The 16,154-nt window shown below is 53.8% G+C and carries 14 protein-coding genes; 12 read left to right on the plus strand and 2 right to left on the minus strand.

Annotated features, from left to right (window positions below; genetic code table 11):
- The first annotated feature begins 210 nt into the window (after positions 1–210).
- From leuC to MON40_RS08710, 10 genes are all read left to right on the plus strand, one after another.
- Positions 211–1,620 carry a 3-isopropylmalate dehydratase large subunit gene (gene leuC, locus MON40_RS08670; protein WP_003765512.1) on the plus strand — a complete coding sequence of 470 codons (1,410 nt, stop codon included), beginning with the start codon at positions 211–213 and terminating at the stop codon, positions 1,618–1,620.
- Positions 1,621–1,744: 124 nt separating this feature from the next.
- Entirely contained in the window at positions 1,745–1,966 is a 222-nt protein-coding gene (locus MON40_RS08675; protein WP_003777842.1) for a hypothetical protein, read from the plus strand.
- A gap of 107 nt (positions 1,967–2,073) precedes the next feature.
- Positions 2,074–2,439: a VOC family protein gene (locus tag MON40_RS08680; protein ID WP_003777841.1), complete on the plus strand. Its 366-nt coding sequence runs from the start codon at positions 2,074–2,076 to the stop codon at positions 2,437–2,439.
- 55 nt (positions 2,440–2,494) lie between these two features.
- A complete protein-coding gene (gene leuD, locus MON40_RS08685; RefSeq protein WP_003742170.1) occupies positions 2,495–3,136 on the plus strand; it encodes a 3-isopropylmalate dehydratase small subunit in 642 nt (213 codons plus the stop codon).
- 132 nt (positions 3,137–3,268) lie between these two features.
- A complete protein-coding gene (locus MON40_RS08690) occupies positions 3,269–3,994 on the plus strand; it encodes an SH3 domain-containing protein (protein ID WP_003777839.1) in 726 nt (241 codons plus the stop codon).
- A 35-nt stretch (positions 3,995–4,029) separates the two neighbouring features.
- Positions 4,030–4,491, plus strand: coding sequence for a NanQ anomerase/TabA/YiaL family protein (locus MON40_RS08695; protein ID WP_003777836.1), 462 nt, complete (start codon positions 4,030–4,032; stop codon positions 4,489–4,491).
- A 102-nt stretch (positions 4,492–4,593) separates the two neighbouring features.
- Positions 4,594–4,725 carry a hypothetical protein gene (locus MON40_RS13380; RefSeq protein WP_003777834.1) on the plus strand — a complete coding sequence of 44 codons (132 nt, stop codon included), beginning with the start codon at positions 4,594–4,596 and terminating at the stop codon, positions 4,723–4,725.
- Positions 4,726–4,735: 10 nt separating this feature from the next.
- Complete coding sequence (gene leuB / locus MON40_RS08700) at positions 4,736–5,806, plus strand: 3-isopropylmalate dehydrogenase (RefSeq protein ID WP_003777832.1); 1,071 nt, start codon at positions 4,736–4,738, stop codon at positions 5,804–5,806.
- Between the two features lie 186 nt (positions 5,807–5,992).
- The gene (locus MON40_RS08705; RefSeq protein WP_003761584.1) at positions 5,993–6,556 is read left to right on the plus strand and encodes a YceI family protein; all 564 of its coding nucleotides are present in this window, start codon (positions 5,993–5,995) and stop codon (positions 6,554–6,556) included.
- 149 nt (positions 6,557–6,705) lie between these two features.
- Positions 6,706–7,272 (plus strand): peptidylprolyl isomerase, encoded by a 567-nt coding sequence (locus MON40_RS08710; protein WP_003761582.1) that lies wholly within the window; start codon positions 6,706–6,708, stop codon positions 7,270–7,272.
- 102 nt (positions 7,273–7,374) lie between these two features.
- Here the strand turns inward: MON40_RS08710 and MON40_RS08715 are convergent, their stop codons facing one another.
- Positions 7,375–8,766, minus strand: a complete 1,392-nt coding sequence (locus MON40_RS08715; protein ID WP_003777829.1) for a nucleobase:cation symporter-2 family protein — start codon at positions 8,764–8,766, stop codon at positions 7,375–7,377.
- A gap of 379 nt (positions 8,767–9,145) precedes the next feature.
- Here MON40_RS08715 and dapA point away from each other — a divergent pair, with 379 nt between their 5' ends.
- Together dapA and bamC are read left to right on the plus strand one after the other, a co-directional pair.
- Positions 9,146–10,027 (plus strand): 4-hydroxy-tetrahydrodipicolinate synthase, encoded by an 882-nt coding sequence (gene dapA, locus MON40_RS08720; RefSeq protein WP_003761579.1) that lies wholly within the window; start codon positions 9,146–9,148, stop codon positions 10,025–10,027.
- 72 nt (positions 10,028–10,099) lie between these two features.
- Positions 10,100–11,227, plus strand: coding sequence for an outer membrane protein assembly factor BamC (gene bamC / locus MON40_RS08725; RefSeq protein ID WP_003777827.1), 1,128 nt, complete (start codon positions 10,100–10,102; stop codon positions 11,225–11,227).
- Between the two features lie 924 nt (positions 11,228–12,151).
- Here bamC and MON40_RS08730 read toward each other — a convergent pair.
- The gene (locus tag MON40_RS08730) at positions 12,152–15,985 is read right to left on the minus strand and encodes a DUF3683 domain-containing protein (RefSeq protein WP_242925871.1); all 3,834 of its coding nucleotides are present in this window, start codon (positions 15,983–15,985) and stop codon (positions 12,152–12,154) included.
- Positions 15,986–16,154: the final 169 nt, after the last annotated feature.

The following is a 16,154-nucleotide window of genomic DNA, read 5'->3' on the forward strand; positions in this document are numbered from 1 at the left end:
GCGGTACGACAAGCATTGTTTCAAATAAAATACCTCTTTTTGTCAACAATTCTACAATTTGTCCAATTTTTGAAAGTTATTTTTAGATTTTTACGGGAAAATGTAGAAATTAGACAAATTTCTATTGCACTACCCCTGTAAAAAGCCTAAAATCCGCCCATTAAAACAAACCATCTACCCCTATTATTAATAAGCAAAGATAACCCCATCATGAGCGCACAAACCCTCTACGACAAACTCTGGAACAGCCACGTCGTCCGCGAAGAAGAAGACGGCACTGTCCTGCTTTACATCGACCGTCATCTAGTGCACGAAGTCACCAGCCCGCAGGCATTTGAAGGTCTGAAAATGGCGGGACGCAAGCTGTGGCGTATCGACAGCGTCGTCTCCACCGCCGACCACAACACCCCGACCGGTGATTGGGACAAAGGCATCCAAGACCCGATTTCCAAGCTGCAAGTCGATACTTTGGACAAAAACATCAAAGAGTTCGGCGCACTCGCCTACTTCCCGTTCATGGATAAAGGTCAGGGCATCGTTCATGTTATGGGGCCGGAACAAGGCGCAACCCTGCCCGGCATGACCGTCGTCTGCGGCGACTCGCACACCTCTACCCACGGCGCATTCGGCGCGCTGGCACACGGTATCGGCACTTCCGAAGTCGAACACACCATGGCGACCCAGTGTATTACCGCGAAAAAATCCAAATCCATGCTGATTGCCGTTGAAGGTCGTCTGAAACCGGGCGTTACCGCCAAAGACGTCGCCCTCTACATCATCGGACAAATCGGCACGGCAGGCGGTACGGGCTACGCCATCGAGTTCGGCGGCGAAGCCATCCGCAGCCTCTCTATGGAAGGCCGCATGACCCTGTGCAACATGGCGATTGAAGCAGGTGCGCGCTCCGGCATGGTTGCCGTCGATCAAACCACCATCGACTATGTCAAAGACAAACCCTTCGCACCCAAAGGCGAAGCATGGGACAAAGCCGTCGAATACTGGCGCACGCTGGTTTCCGACGAAGGCGCGGTATTCGACAAAGAATACCGTTTCAAAGCCGAAGACATCGAACCGCAAGTAACATGGGGCACATCACCTGAAATGGTTTTGGACATCAGCGGCAAAGTACCGAATCCTGCCGAAGAAACCGATCCCGTCAAACGTAGCGGCATGGAACGCGCCCTCGAATACATGGGTTTGGAAGCCGGTACGCCGCTGAACGAAATCCCCGTCGACATCGTATTCATCGGCTCCTGCACCAACAGCCGCATCGAAGATTTGCGCGAAGCCGCCGCCGTTGCCAAAGGCCGTAAAAAAGCCGACAACGTACAGCGCGTGTTAATCGTTCCCGGTTCCGGCTTGGTTAAACGGCAGGCGGAACAGGAAGGCTTGGACAAAATCTTCATCGATGCCGGTTTCGAGTGGCGCGAACCGGGCTGCTCGATGTGCCTCGCCATGAACGCCGACCGCCTCACTCCGGGTCAACGCTGCGCCTCCACCTCCAACCGCAACTTCGAAGGCCGCCAAGGCAACGGCGGGCGCACGCACTTGGTCAGCCCCGCTATGGCTGCTGCCGCTGCGGTCAACGGTAAATTTACCGACATCCGTACCATGGCATAATCTTTCAGACGACCTCATCAATAGAGGTCGTCTGAAAACGATACGTTGCTCAAGCAAATCTCCCCATCGTTGCGCAAAACGTCTGAAACCTTTTCAATCAGTTTTCACTTGAAAGGAATCCATTATGAAAAAACTTTTTGCATTGGCTGCCGCAGCTTTCATCTTGTCTGCCTGTTCCAGCACTTGGTCCGGAGCGAAAGATGACACCAGCCGCAACTGGGACAAAACCAAAGAAACTGCTGAGCACGTAGCCGACAAGACCGAGGAAGCCGTTAAAAAAGGCGGCAACGCCGTAGGCCGCGGAATGAGCAATGTAGGCAGCAAAATCGAAGCCGCTACCGAATAAACCGGCAGCTGAGGTCGTCTGAAAATCCAAACCTTTTTTCAGACGACCTCTAACCCTACATTAACAATACAACCGAAATTTTCAGCATTCCATGCAAAGAAAGAACCATGAGTAATCCGTCAAGCTGGTTTGGCATTCATGCCCAAGATTTGGATCGAGCCAAAGCGTTTTACGAATCCGTCTTCGGCAAACCTTTGCAAGACATCGGAGGTAACGGCTTCCGTTTCATCATTTTCCCAGCCGATTACACGCAACACGGTACTGCCGGCATGATTTGGCACGACAGCAACGCCCAACCCGGTCACGGCGGCACGACCATTTTCTTCAATTGCCCCGATTGTGCCGAGACCGCAGAAAAAGCCGTTTCAGCAGGCGGAAAACTGTTGCAGGAGAAATTCCCCATCGCCAACGGCTTTGCCGCCTTTATCGAAGATACCGAAGGCAACCGAATCGGTTTGCACAGCACACGTTAATCCAACCCGCCAAACAACCATCATTTTTTTCACATTATTCCTATAAGAACCTGACATGAAAGCCTTTACCAAAATCACCGCCATCGTCGCCCCGCTCGACCGCAGCAATGTCGATACCGACGCCATCATCCCCAAACAGTTTTTAAAATCCATCAAACGGAGCGGCTTCGGTCCCAATGCCTTTGACGAATGGCGTTACCTCGACCACGGCGAACCGGGCATGGACAACAGCAAACGCCCGCTGAACCCCGATTTCTCGCTGAACCAGCCGCGTTACCAAGGCGCGCAAATCCTGTTGACTCGCAAAAACTTCGGCTGCGGCTCCTCGCGCGAACACGCCCCTTGGGCATTGGACGACTACGGTTTCCGCGCCGTCATCGCCCCCAGCTTCGCCGATATCTTCTTCAACAACTGCTACAAAAACGGCCTCCTGCCCATCGTGTTGACCGAAGAACAAGTCGACCAACTTTTCAAAGAAGTCGAGGCTAACGAAGGCTATCAGCTCTCCATCGACCTTGCCGAACAAACCCTGACCACACCTAGCGGCGAGACGTTCAAATTCGACATTACCGAACACCGCAAACACTGCCTCTTAAACGGCTTGGACGAAATCGGCCTGACCCTGCAACACGCCGACGAAATCCGCGATTTCGAAGAAAAACGCCGCCAAAGCCAGCCTTGGCTGTTTAACGGTTGATAAACGATGAGGTCGTCTGAAAACGAGCGTAGCGAATTTTCAGACGACCTCTTTTATTAACACACAATCAGATCGTTACTCTTTACCATCATATTTGAAAAACATACCCAACAATTTCACACACACAACACCATGAAAAAAATTATCCTGCTCCCTATACTTTTTATCAGCCTCGCCGCACATGCGGAATTCTCAGAAATTCAAGATCCTGACGGATACAGTAACTTACGCGAACAACCGAACACCCAAAGCCGAATCCTGACCAAAATTCCAAACGGCACTCATGTTTATACCCCCGAGATGGAGGGAAAGCTTCATTTAGAACACGGTTGGCAGATGACCTACGATTTGCGCGGCAAAAAAAGCCTGGATGGCTGGGTGCATACTTCGCGACTGATTCCGTTGTCGCGTTATGAAAGCATCCCCGTTACGGCTACTGCCGACGGTTTTACCTGTCAAAAAAACGGCATGGGCGTGCGCATTAAATCGGAACGTTTCAACTATAAGAAAGAAAAACATCTGTTTACACACGATCAATACGGACTCTCCCATTATCGCGGAAAAGAAATGTTCGGCACTGACGGTACAATTCCATTCAGCCACTATCGTGAAATTGCCTTTTTCCGCAACGGTAAAACACAAATCGCCCCCCGAGCCCAATATGACCACCTGTTCGACCCATATTTTGAAAAGGCAGGCGATAATACGCAACTGAGCCACTGTTACTACCGCGCTAAAGACGACACCCTTTTCTTAACGACCGTCATCGGAGATGGTGCCGCCTATACCGAAGTCTTATTTGTCTTCCGGCAAGGCATCTTGAAGAACGTATTGGCTTCGCTACACCCTGAGGTTTAATTTTCAGACGGCCTTTTTATCTCTTTCTGCAAAACATGATTACCGACACCATCACCAACGCCGCCCGCTACGCCGCGCTGCACCCCGACTTTGCCGAAGCCTTCCGCCTGCTGCAAAGCCTGGATTTGGCCGCCCTGCCCGACGGCCAAGTGCCGTGTGCAAATCCCAATATCCGCCTCTTTGTCGGCAGCGAACCGATGAGGAGCAAAGCCGAAGCCAAGCCCGAAGCGCATTTGAAACACATCGACATCCAAGTCCCCATCAGCGGGGAAGAAACCTACGGCTGGATAGACAGGGGTCGTCTGAAAAACGGTTTGGGCTACGACGAAAAGCGCGACATCGAATTTTTCGACTGCGAACCGGAAACCTGGCTCACGCTCCAACCGGGCGAGTTCGCCCTCTTCTTTCCCAACGACGCGCACGCCCCACTGGTGGGCGAAGAAAAGTCCATACGCAAAGCCGTCTTTAAAATCCGTATCGAAGCAGAACGCTACTGATTTCCTTCGCCTTCGCAAATACTGTAAAACTCGGCTACATCGCCCATCGCGTTCCCGACGAATCCGCCTGCATGATTTCCACGCAGCTTTCTCGATGCCGCAATGGTACAATCAGCCTCGTTCAAACAAACCGACCTGCAAACAGACACAAAAGGTCGTCTGAAAACACCATCCTTACAAATGGAAAACGCTTCGCCGTTTTCAGACGACCTTCCCTTTTCCAAACCCTCATAAGGATTTTGCCATGACCAAACATATCGCCATCCTCCGCGGCGACGGCATCGGTCCCGAAATCGTCGCCGAAACCGTCCGCGTACTCGACAAACTCATCGCCCAAGGCTTGGACGCCGGCTACGAATACGCCCCACTAGGCGGCGAAGCCTACGACGAATACGGCCATCCCTATCCCGAATTCACACAAAACCTCTGCCGCAAAGCCGATGCCGTCCTGCTCGGCGCGGTCGGCAGCCCGCAATACGACAACCTCGACCGCCCGCTGCGTCCTGAGCGCGGACTATTGGCCATCCGCAAAGACCTGAACCTGTTTGCCAACCTGCGTCCCGCCATCCTCTACCCCGAGCTTGCCAACGCCTCCACACTCAAACCCGAAATCGTCGCAGGCCTCGACATCCTCATCGTGCGCGAACTCACCGGCGACATCTACTTCGGCGAACCGCGCGGCATCCGTGTTTTGGAAAACGGCGAACGCGAAGGCTACAACACCATGAAATACAGCGAAAGCGAAATCCGCCGCATCGCCCACGTCGCCTTCCAATCCGCCCAAAAACGCAGCAAAAAAGTCTGCTCCGTCGGCAAAGCCAACGTCTTGGAAACCACCGAACTCTGGCGCGAAATCTTTGAAGAAATCGGCAAACAATACCCCGACGTCGAACTCTCCCATATGTATGTAGACAACGCCGCCATGCAGCTCGTGCGCGCGCCCAAACAATTCGACGTCATCGCCACCGGCAACATCTTCGGCGACATCCTCTCCGATGAAGCCTCCATGCTGACCGGCTCCATCGGTATGCTGCCCTCCGCCTCGCTGGACGAAAACGGCAAAGGCCTGTACGAACCGTCACACGGCTCTGCTCCCGACATCGCCGGACAAAACAAAGCCAACCCACTTGCCACCATCCTCTCGCTCGCCATGCTGCTGCGTTACAGCCTGAACGACGAAGCCCGCGCGCAACAAGTTGAAAGCGCCGTCCAAAAAGTGCTGCAACAAGGCTTGCGCACCGGTGATATTTACGAAGAAGGCACAAAACTCGTTTCCTGCTCCGAAATGGGCGACGCGGTACTTGCAGCCTTGTAAAAGGCCGTCTGAAAACCAAAAGCGCGGATAACTCCGCGCTTTTTTGATTAATATTGTCCTTCTCAGGTTTCAGACGACCTCATCATCAAATCCAAGTAAATCCACCGTTCACCCTTAAGAAATGATATGCATTCTTTCCTATGTTAAGATAAACGTCTTTACAACCTCACACAAAGGACAAGAATCATGAAAAAAATCATCTTCGCCGCACTCGCAGCAGCAGCCATCGGTACTGCCTCCGCCGCCACCTACAAAGTGGACGAACACCACGCCAACGCCCGTTTCGCCATCGACCACTTCAACACCAGCACCAACGTCGGCGGTTTCTACGGTCTGACCGGCTCCGTCGATTTCGACCAAGCCAAGCGCCAAGGCAAAATCGACATCACCATTCCTGTTGCCAACCTGCAAAGCGGTTCGCAACACTTCACCGACCACCTGAAATCCGCCGACATATTCGATGCCGCCAAATACCCGAACATCCGCTTCGTTTCCACCAAATTCAACTTCAACGGCAAAAAACTGCTTTCCGTTGACGGCAACCTGACCATGCACGGCAAAACCGCCCCCGTCAAACTCAAAGCCGAAAAATTCAACTGCTACCAAAGCCCGATGGCGAAAACCGAAGTTTGCGGCGGCGACTTCAGCACCACCATCGACCGCACCAAATGGGGCGTGGACTATCTGGTTGATGCAGGCATGACCAAAAACGTCCGCATCGACATCCAAATCGAAGCAGCCAAACAATAAGCCGCTGCGCAACACAAAAGGTCGTCTGAAAACGAAGTTTGCTGTATCCGTTTTCAGACGACCTTAAAATATTTCACAACGCCTTTTAGAGATTTCACATAAAATCCGCGATAATAACGTTTAATTTTCACACTACGAGAAACACTCAAATGAACAAAACCCTCAAACTCACTTTCGCCACCCTTGCGCTTGCCGCAGCCTTCAACGCCCAAGCCGAGACCCACGCCGTTATCGAAACCAATATGGGCAACATCAGCCTGTCGCTCGACGAAACCAAAGCGCCCAAAACCGTCGCCAACTTCGTCAGCTACGCCCGCAAAGGCTTTTACGACAACACCGTTTTCCACCGCGTGATCGACGGCTTTATGATTCAAGGCGGCGGCTTTACCCCGGACCTTGCCCAAAAAGCCACAGACAAAGCCATTAACAATGAAGCAGACAACGGCTTGAAAAACACCGTCGGCACCATCGCCATGGCGCGCACCGGCGATCCTAATTCCGCCACCAGCCAGTTCTTCATCAATACTGCCGACAACGCATTCCTCGACTTCAAAAACAAAACCCCGCAAGGCTACGGCTATGCCGTCTTCGGCAAAGTAACTTCGGGCATGGATGTCGTGCAGCAAATCAGCAAAACCCCAACTGCGACACGTGGCTTCCATCAAAACGTCCCCGTCAAACCGGTTATCATCAAACGCGTCACCATCGGCAAATAAATCGCAAACCGACTTCTTCGGCAGAATACGGTTTCAATACAAGCCCGATATAAAAGGTCGTCTGAAAATCAAATTTCAGACGACCTTTTTTACGCTTGAAGCTTAATGCTCCAGCCCCTCGGTATCGATTTTGACGACTTTGTCGGTTTTATCCTCCGGCAAAAGCAGGTTCAGGATAACTGCCGTAATGCCGCCGGCGGAAATGGAGTTTTGGAACAAGACTGGCAGGTTTTTAAACACTTCCGGTTCAAACGCCACGCCCAAGCCCAAACCGACCGATGTTGCCGCAATCACCGCCTCACGCCTGCGGATGCCGTGGCTGACCAAAATCCGCACGCCCGCAATCGCAATCAGTCCGAACATCAAAACCATCGCGCCACCCAACACCGGACTCGGAATCGTCGTAAACGCGCGCCCGACAACGGGGAACAAACCCAGCAGCACCAAAATCACCGCAATATATTTGCCCACATGGCGCGAAGCCACGCCGGTCATCTGAATCACGCCGTTGTTTTGCGCGAAGGTGGTCAACGGCAGCGAACCCAAAGCCGTCGCAATCACCGATACCAAGCCGTCCGCCAACACACCGCCGCGCAGGCGTTTGGTGTATTCCTCACCTTCAATCGGCTGGTCGGACACCATTGCCGTCGCAGTCAAATCGCCGACCGCCTCAAACACGCTCAACAGGAAAATCGCACCCGCCACAATAAATGCGTGCCAATCGAAAGCGAAACCATATTTAAACGGTACGGGCAGCGTAACCAGCGGCAGGTTTTGCAGTGCGGAAAAATCCACCTTGCCCAAAAACAGCGCGACGATGTAGCCGACAATCAAGCCGACCGCGATACCGCTCATACGCAACAGCGGATTTTTCATGCAGTTGAATATCAACACGATCAACAACACCAGCGACGCCAGCCCCAAGTTTTCCATCGAGCCGAACGTGCCGCTCGTCTTCGCGCCGAAGCCGCCGCCGAAATCAGTAATGCCGACGTGTACCAAACTCAAACCAATCAGCATCACGACCACGCCGCTGACCGTCGGCGTAATCACTTTTTTCAAATACGGCAAAAGCCATGCCGAGAAACACACCAAAAACGCGCCGACAAACGATACGCCCAACAGTGTCGAAATCATCGCATCCTTAGTCAAACCGCCCTCTTTCATCCCTGCTCCGAGCGCAATCATGACGGTAACGAACGAGAAATTCACCGACTGGATAGACAGCATCCCCGAACCGACCGGTCCGAAGCGGTTGACCTGCAAATAAGTGCCGACACCCGACGCCACCATCGCCATCGACACAAGATACGCCGTCATCTCCACCGGCAATTCCAGCGCGCCGCCCACAATCAGCGCGGGCGTAATCATCGGCACAAAAATGGCCAGAAGATGCGTTATCGCGCTCAATAAGGCATTTCCGAATGGCGGTTTATCCTCCAAACCGTACACCAAATCAGGCGAATCCACCTGTTTTTTCATTGTTTCAGCCATCGCAGTCTTTCTATCCGTTGTCAAACGTTAAAAAATTTTAAGGAACGAAATTGTAGCGAATCAAAGATTCCTTATCAATTCTAATCCTCCAGTGCAAAAACATCTCCGGCCGCCCAAATTCGAATTTCTTTGAATTTCCGCGCCAGACAGTCCTTCATTTTTAGACGGTATTTATGCGCTTAACACATTTTAATTCTTGACAGCACTTCCACCGCTCAAAACCAATAATTTTATGATTATAAAAAATATTATTTATTAAGATATGATAGCCCTTAAGCCTTTAAACCAACCGTCCGGCCGATATGTTTCACACAAACAACAAAGTAAGCTACAATCCGAAGCATAATCGACCTCACACAATGAATAAAAAGGTTTCCGTATGTTACAAGGTAGCTTGGTTGCCCTGATTACACCCATGAATCAAGACGGCAGCATCCATTACGAACAACTCCGCGATTTGATCGACTGGCATATCGAAAGCGGTACCGACGGCATCGTCGCCGTCGGCACGACAGGCGAATCCGCCACCCTCTCCGTCGAAGAACATTTAAGCGTAATCGAAGAAACGGTCAAACACGTCAACAAGCGCGTTCCCGTTATCGCAGGTACCGGCGCCAACAACACCCTCGAAGCCATCGCGCTCTCCCGCGCCGCCGAAAAAGCCGGTGCAGACTACACCCTTTCCGTCGTCCCCTATTACAACAAGCCCTCCCAAGAAGGCATTTACCAACATTTCAAAACCATCGCCGAATCCACCTCGATTCCGATGATTATCTACAACGTACCCGGCCGCACCGTCGTCAGCATGACCAACGACACCATCCTGCGCCTTGCCAAAATCCCGAACATCGTCGGCGTCAAAGAAGCCAGCGGCAACATCGGCAGCAATCTCGAATTAATCAAACACGCGCCCGAAGGCTTCACCGTCCTTTCTGGAGACGACCCTACCGGCCTGCCCTTCATGCTCTGCGGCGGGAAAGGCGTTGTGACTGTTGCCGCCAATGTCGCCCCCAAACTCTTCGCCGATATGTGCCGCGCCGCCCTTGCAGGCGATATTGCGACCGCTCGTCAATTAAATGACCGCCTGATTCCGATTTATAACACTATGTTCTGCGAACCAAGCCCTGCCGCGCCCAAATGGGGCATCTCCGCATTGGGCAAATGCGACCCTTATGTCCGCCTGCCGCTCGTCCCCCTGACCGAAGCCGGACAGGCAAAAGTCCGCGCCGCATTGCAAGAATCCGGACAACTCACCGCATAAACCGCAAAGGTCGTCTGAAAACCGTTTTCAGACGACCTGCCGTTAACCCATCACATCCCACAGGAAACCAATATGACCTATATGAAACCTGTCGTCGTAGCAATCGCCCTGATCAGCATGACTGCCTGTTCGGGCAACAAAAAAGACCTGCCTAAGCTGGACTACCAAACCCAGACACGCAAAATCGTCAAATTAGAAGTACCGCCTGATTTGAACAATCCCGATCAAGGCAACCTCTATCAAATACCCGCAGGCAGCGGCGCCGTCCGCGCCAGCGACCTGAGCCGCCGCACATCGGCAACGCAACAAGCCGCGAATTCCGAAGTCCTCAAATCCGTCAAAGGCGTCCGTTTGGAACGCGACGGCAACCAACGCTGGGTTGAAGTTCAAGGCAAATCCCCAGCCGAAATTTGGCCTCTGTTGAAAGCATTCTGGCAAGAAAACGGCTTTGACATCAAATCCGAAGAACCCGGCATCGGTCAAATGGAAACCGAATGGGCGGAAAACCGCGCCAAAATCCCGCAAGACGGTCTGCGCCGCCTCTTGGACAAAGTCGGCTTGGGCGGCATCTATTCCACCAGCGAGCGCGATAAATTCATCATCCGCATCGAACAAGGCAAAAACGGCACGACCGACGTCTTCTTCGCCCACAAAGGCATGAAAGAAGTTTACGCAGACAAAAACAAAGACACGACCACATGGCAGCCTGCCGCCAACGACCCAAATCTTGAAGCCGCCTTCCTCGCACGCTTCATGCAATATATGGGCGTCGATCAGCAACAAGCCGAAAACGCGCTGACCCAAAGCGTTGCCAAACGCAGCGGCAACGAATTGGCGCGAATCGACGGCAACACCCTGCTCGTCTCCGGCGACTACGGCCGCAACTGGCGCCGCACCGCGCTTGCCCTTGACCGCATCGGCTTGAATGTCTTGGGTCAAAACATCGAACGCCACGCCTTCTTGGTTCAACAGGCGCCTAACGAAAGCGACGCCGTTTCCACGAAAAAACCGGGCTTCTTCGGCCGTATGCTGGGCAAAGGCAAAAAAGTTGAGAAACCTGCCGCCTACCCCGAAATCATCGTATTCGTCGAGCCTGTCAACGGCGGTTCGCGCATCAGCCTCTTAAACAAAGACGGCAGCGCATACAAAGGCAGCGATGCCTCTACGCTCCTCAGCCGCCTGCATACGGAACTGCGTTAAGCAATCTGATGTCACAACAGGTCGTCTGAATTTGAATCTAAACTGCGCCTCAAATCTCGGACGCTCGTAAAAGCCTATTTGGGCGCTCCCTATTAAGCCGGGTTCTGCATAAACAGGACTCGGCTTTTTCCATCTCAAATTGCAACGCTCCCGTTTGCAGCAATCCATACAACCATCTGCCTGCTTCATCCGCCTTTAAGCAGTATCATGCTGATCGTGATATCACGCTACTCGTTGCTTCAACGGCAACCTGCCCTTCCCTATCTGGGCGGGGTATTTAGCATGTTCTGATTACGAGAAGAGGTCGTCTGAAACCAAATTTTCAGTTTCAGACGACCTTTTACCGTATCAGCAACCTTGTCCCTTCCCCCGTCCTGCGGGGGAAGGTTAGGATGGGGGGGCTTCGCGGCTTTAGACAAAATCAAATTGGTGCAGCCCGTAAAGCCACCCTCTCCCCAACCCTCTCCCGCCGGACGGGAGAGGGGGGCAGGTTGCGCGTCGTGGCATAGATTTCTGTCTGGCTACCGTCATTCCCGCCCCCGCCTACGCATAGTGGATTAAATTTAAATCAGGACAAGGCGACGAAGCCGCAGACAGTACAGATAGTACGGAACCGATTCACTTGGTGCTTCAGCATCTTAGAGAATCGTTCTCTTTGAGCTAAGGCGAGGCAACGCCGTACTGGTTTAAAGTTAATCCACTATAAAAATGCACCCTGACGGCTGGAGGGTACAGCCGTCAGGGTGTTATTCAAACTGTTTTCATCTGCTTAAAACGTAGTGGTCGTCTGAAAATTGGATTGACTGTTCGGCGCATTGTATTAAGGGTTCGGCAAACTCTTCTCCAACCTTCCAAAGTCTCTCCGCCGATTTAATGAATGACGGTTTTCAGACGACCTTTGAGGTCGTCTGAAAACCGTACGCCTTACAGCAACACTTTCTCCACGCCGCCGTTGTTGGCTTTTTTCACAAACTCGTCCAGCCAGTTTTCGCCGAGGATGTGTTTCGCCATTTCGATGACGATATAGTCGGCGGGCATGTCGTTGTCGTCGGCGTAGCGGCTCAGTCCTTGCAGGCAGGCGGGGCAGGTGGTGAGCATTTTGACGGGTTCGCCCTGCGGCAGCTCTTTGAGATTTTTCTCGATTTCTTCCTGTTTGCGGAATTTGACTTGGGTGGCGATGTCGGGGCGTTTGACGGCGAACATGCCGGATTCGCCGCAGCAGCGGTCGCTTAAGATGACTTTCTGCCCCATGAGGCTGCTGGCCATTTGGGTGGCGTTCATGGTTTTGATGGGCGTGTGGCAGGGGTCGTGGTAGAGGTATTGCTGACCTTTTACGCCGTTTAGTTTCACGCCTTTTTCGAGCAGGTATTCGTGGATGTCGATGATGCGGCAGCCGGGGAAGATTTCTTCAAAGCGGTATTTTTCAAGCTGGTCGTAGCAGGTGCCGCAACTGACGACGACGGTTTTGATGTCGAGGTAGTTGAGGGTGTTTGCCATACGGTGGAAAGCGACGCGGTTGTTGGTGCTCATTTGCTCGGCTTTTGCCTTGTTGCCGCCCGCGTCCTGCGGATAGCCGCAACACATATAGCCGGGCGGCAGGACGGTTTGTACGCCGACGTGCCAGAGCATGGCTTGGACGGCGAGTCCGATTTGGCTGAACAAACGCTCGGAACCGCAGCCGGGGAAGTAGAACACGGCTTCGGCATCTTCGGGCGCGGCGGGGTTGCGGATGATGGGGATGCTTTTGTCGTCTTCGATGCCGAGCATGGAGCGCGGTGTTTTGGCGGGCACGCTTTTGGGCAAAGGACGGTTGATGAAGTGGATGATTTGTTCTTTGACCGGAGCGGTGCCGACGGTGGCTTTGGGTTCGGCTTTTTGTTTTTTGGTGCCGACGGGCAGGAGTTTGCCGATTTTGTAGGCGAAATTCTGCGCGGGGAAGCCGGTCTGTATCATGGCGGCACGCAGGGCTTTGATGGTTTTCGGGCCGGTGGCGTTCAAAAATGCCATGCCCATCGATGCGGCGGGGGCGAAGCGTTTGTGGCCGGAGTCGGCAAGGTAGTTGCGGATGGCTACGGTTACGTCGCCGAAGTCGATGTTGACGGGGCAGGGTTTGACGCAGCGGTGGCACACGGTGCAGTGGTCGCCGATGTCCATGAGTTCTTCGAAGTGTTTGATGGAAACGCCGCGGCGGGTTTGTTCTTCGTATAAAAAGGCTTCGGTCAAGAGCCCCACGCCGAGGATTTTGTTGCGCGGGCTGTACAGCAGGTTGGCGCGCGGGACGTGGGTGGAGCAGACGGGTTTGCATTTGCCACAGCGCAGGCAGTCTTTGACGGAATCGGCAATGGTGCCGAGGTCTGATTTTTCCATAATCAGCGATTCCGCGCCCAACAGTTCGAAGGACGGCGTGTAGGCGTTGCGTAGGTCCGAACCTTTCATCAGTTTGTGACGGTTGAAGGTGTGTTTGGGATCGACTTGGTTTTTGTAGTCCCAAAACGGCTGCAAGTCTTCATCGGTCAGAAATTCGAGCTTGGTGATGCCGATGCCGTGTTCGCCCGAAATCACGCCGCCGAGCGAGCGGGCGAGCTTCATGATGCGTTCGACCGAACGGTAGGCCGTCTGAAGCATTTGGGCGTCGTCTGAATTGACGGGGATGTTGGTGTGGACGTTGCCGTCGCCGGCGTGCATGTGCAGGGCGACGAAGACACGCCCGCGCACGGTTTTGGCGTGGATTTTGCCCAAGCCTTCGATGATTTTGGTGTCGGTTTTGCCGCTGAAGATTTCGGCGAGCGGTTTCATTACGTCTTCTTTGACGGACACGCGCAGGCGGAAATCGCGGAATGCGGTGAAACAGCTCTCGTCGTCTTTGGCTTCGGGCGCGGCATGGACGGCTGCGCCGTAGCGGGCTTTGTAGTCGGCAAGCGGCGTATCGAGATGGGCGAGCAACCAGTCCCAACGCTCTTTAACGGCGGAAACGTGGGCAAGGGCGTGTTTGCCGCGTTCGCCTAAAAGTTCGGCGGTCGGCAGGTCCGTGCCCATTTTGTCGATGGGGAGTTTGCCCGAAAGATATTGCTCCAATGCGGCGCACAGGGTGAGTTTGTTTTGGATGGAAAGCTCGATGTTGATGCGTTCGATACCGTCCGAATACTCGCCCAACCGCTCCAGCGGAATCACTACGTCTTCGTTGATTTTAAAGGCGTTGGTGTGTTTGGCGATGGCGGCGGTGCGGCTGCGGTCGAGCCAGAAGGTTTTGCGCGCTTCGGGCGACACGGCGATAAAGCCTTCGCCGTCGCGGGCGCGGGCAAGTTCGCAGATGTGTTCGGCGGCTGCCTCTACGGCGGCTTCGTCGTCTGAAACCACGTCCGCCAGCAAAACCATTTTCGGCCGTCCTTTGCCCGCCGCTTTGGTGGCGTAACCGACGGCGCGGACATAACGCCAGTCCAAATGTTCCAAACCCGCCAGCCGCACGCTGTCGTGGGCGAGCAGGAAATCGCGGATTTCGACGATGGACGGCGTGGCGGTGGCGACCGTGCCGAAAAACTCCATACACACGGTACGCGTGTATTTCGGCATTTTGTGCAACACGAAGGCGACGCTGGTGATGATGCCGTCCGTGCCTTCTTTCTGCACGCCGGGCAGGCCGCTCAAGAATTTGTCGGTAACGTCTTTGCCCAAACCGACTTTGCGGAATTTGTGGCCGGGAATTTCCAAGCGTTCGGTTTTAACGACATTGAGGCCGTCTGAATCCAGCGTGTGCACGTCGAACACGGCGGTTTCTTCGTCGTGGATTTTGCCGAAATTGTGGCGCACGCGCTCGATGCGCAGCCATTCGCCCTGCGGGTTGACCATCTGCCAGTAGGCGAGGTTGTCCAACGCGGTCCCCCACAGCACGGCTTTTTTGCCGCCCGCATTCATCGCCACATTGCCGCCCACGCAGGACGCATCGGCGGAAGTCGGATCGACGGCGAACACCAAACCCGCCTGATGCGCGGTTTCTTCCACCCGTCGCGTTACCACGCCCGCGCCGCAATGGATAATCGGATGTTTTCCGTCCAAACCCGCCAGTTCGACAAATTCGACGCCGCGATGCTTGTCCAGCTTTTCCGTATTGATGACCGCGCTCATGGCATCCAAAGGCACGGCACCGCCGGTATAACCCGTGCCGCCGCCGCGCGGGATAATGACCAAATCCAGCTCGATTAAGGCGCGCACCAAAGGCGCGACTTCCGCTTCCGTGTCGGGATTGACGACGACAAACGGATATTCGACGCGCCAGTCGGTCGCATCGGTAACGTGCGTTACCCGCGCCAACCCGTCAAACATAATATTGTGCGGCTTGGTGATTTTGCTCAAACGCTCCAAAATCTGCCGCCGCTTTTGGCGCGTTTCGTCAAAGCTGCCGTCAAAACGCTCGACCGCCTTTTCCGCCGCCGCAACCAATACATCGACTTGCGGATTGTCGTCACGGCGTTTGCGGATTTCGTTCAAACGGTGGCGCATTTCGCGCACCAGCGCGGCGCGGCGTTTCGGATGCTCCAGCAAATCATCGACCAGATACGGATTGCGCACGACCACCCAAATATCGCCCAACACTTCAAACAACATCCGCGCCGAACGCCCCGTCCTGCGCTGTCCGCGCAAGTCCTGCAGAATCTGCCACGCCTCATCGCCCAACAGGCGGATGACGATTTCGCGGTCGGTGTAGGAAGTATAGTTGTAGGGAATTTCCCGAATACGCTGCGGGGCGGTAGTCGTGGTCATGGTGGCGGTGTGTCCGTATGATTATTGGTACGGCGAAACTGCGGAAAGCTGCGGCATGATTTCGCCGTATTTTTATGAAAAGGTCGTCTGAAAGTGCAGCTTCAACGAAGTTAAAATGATTTTCGAGACAATCAGACAACTCGTTGGAAAAGCGATAATGTAGTTTAAA

This window comes from Neisseria macacae ATCC 33926 (genome assembly GCF_022749495.1).
Taxonomy (GTDB): domain Bacteria; phylum Pseudomonadota; class Gammaproteobacteria; order Burkholderiales; family Neisseriaceae; genus Neisseria; species Neisseria macacae.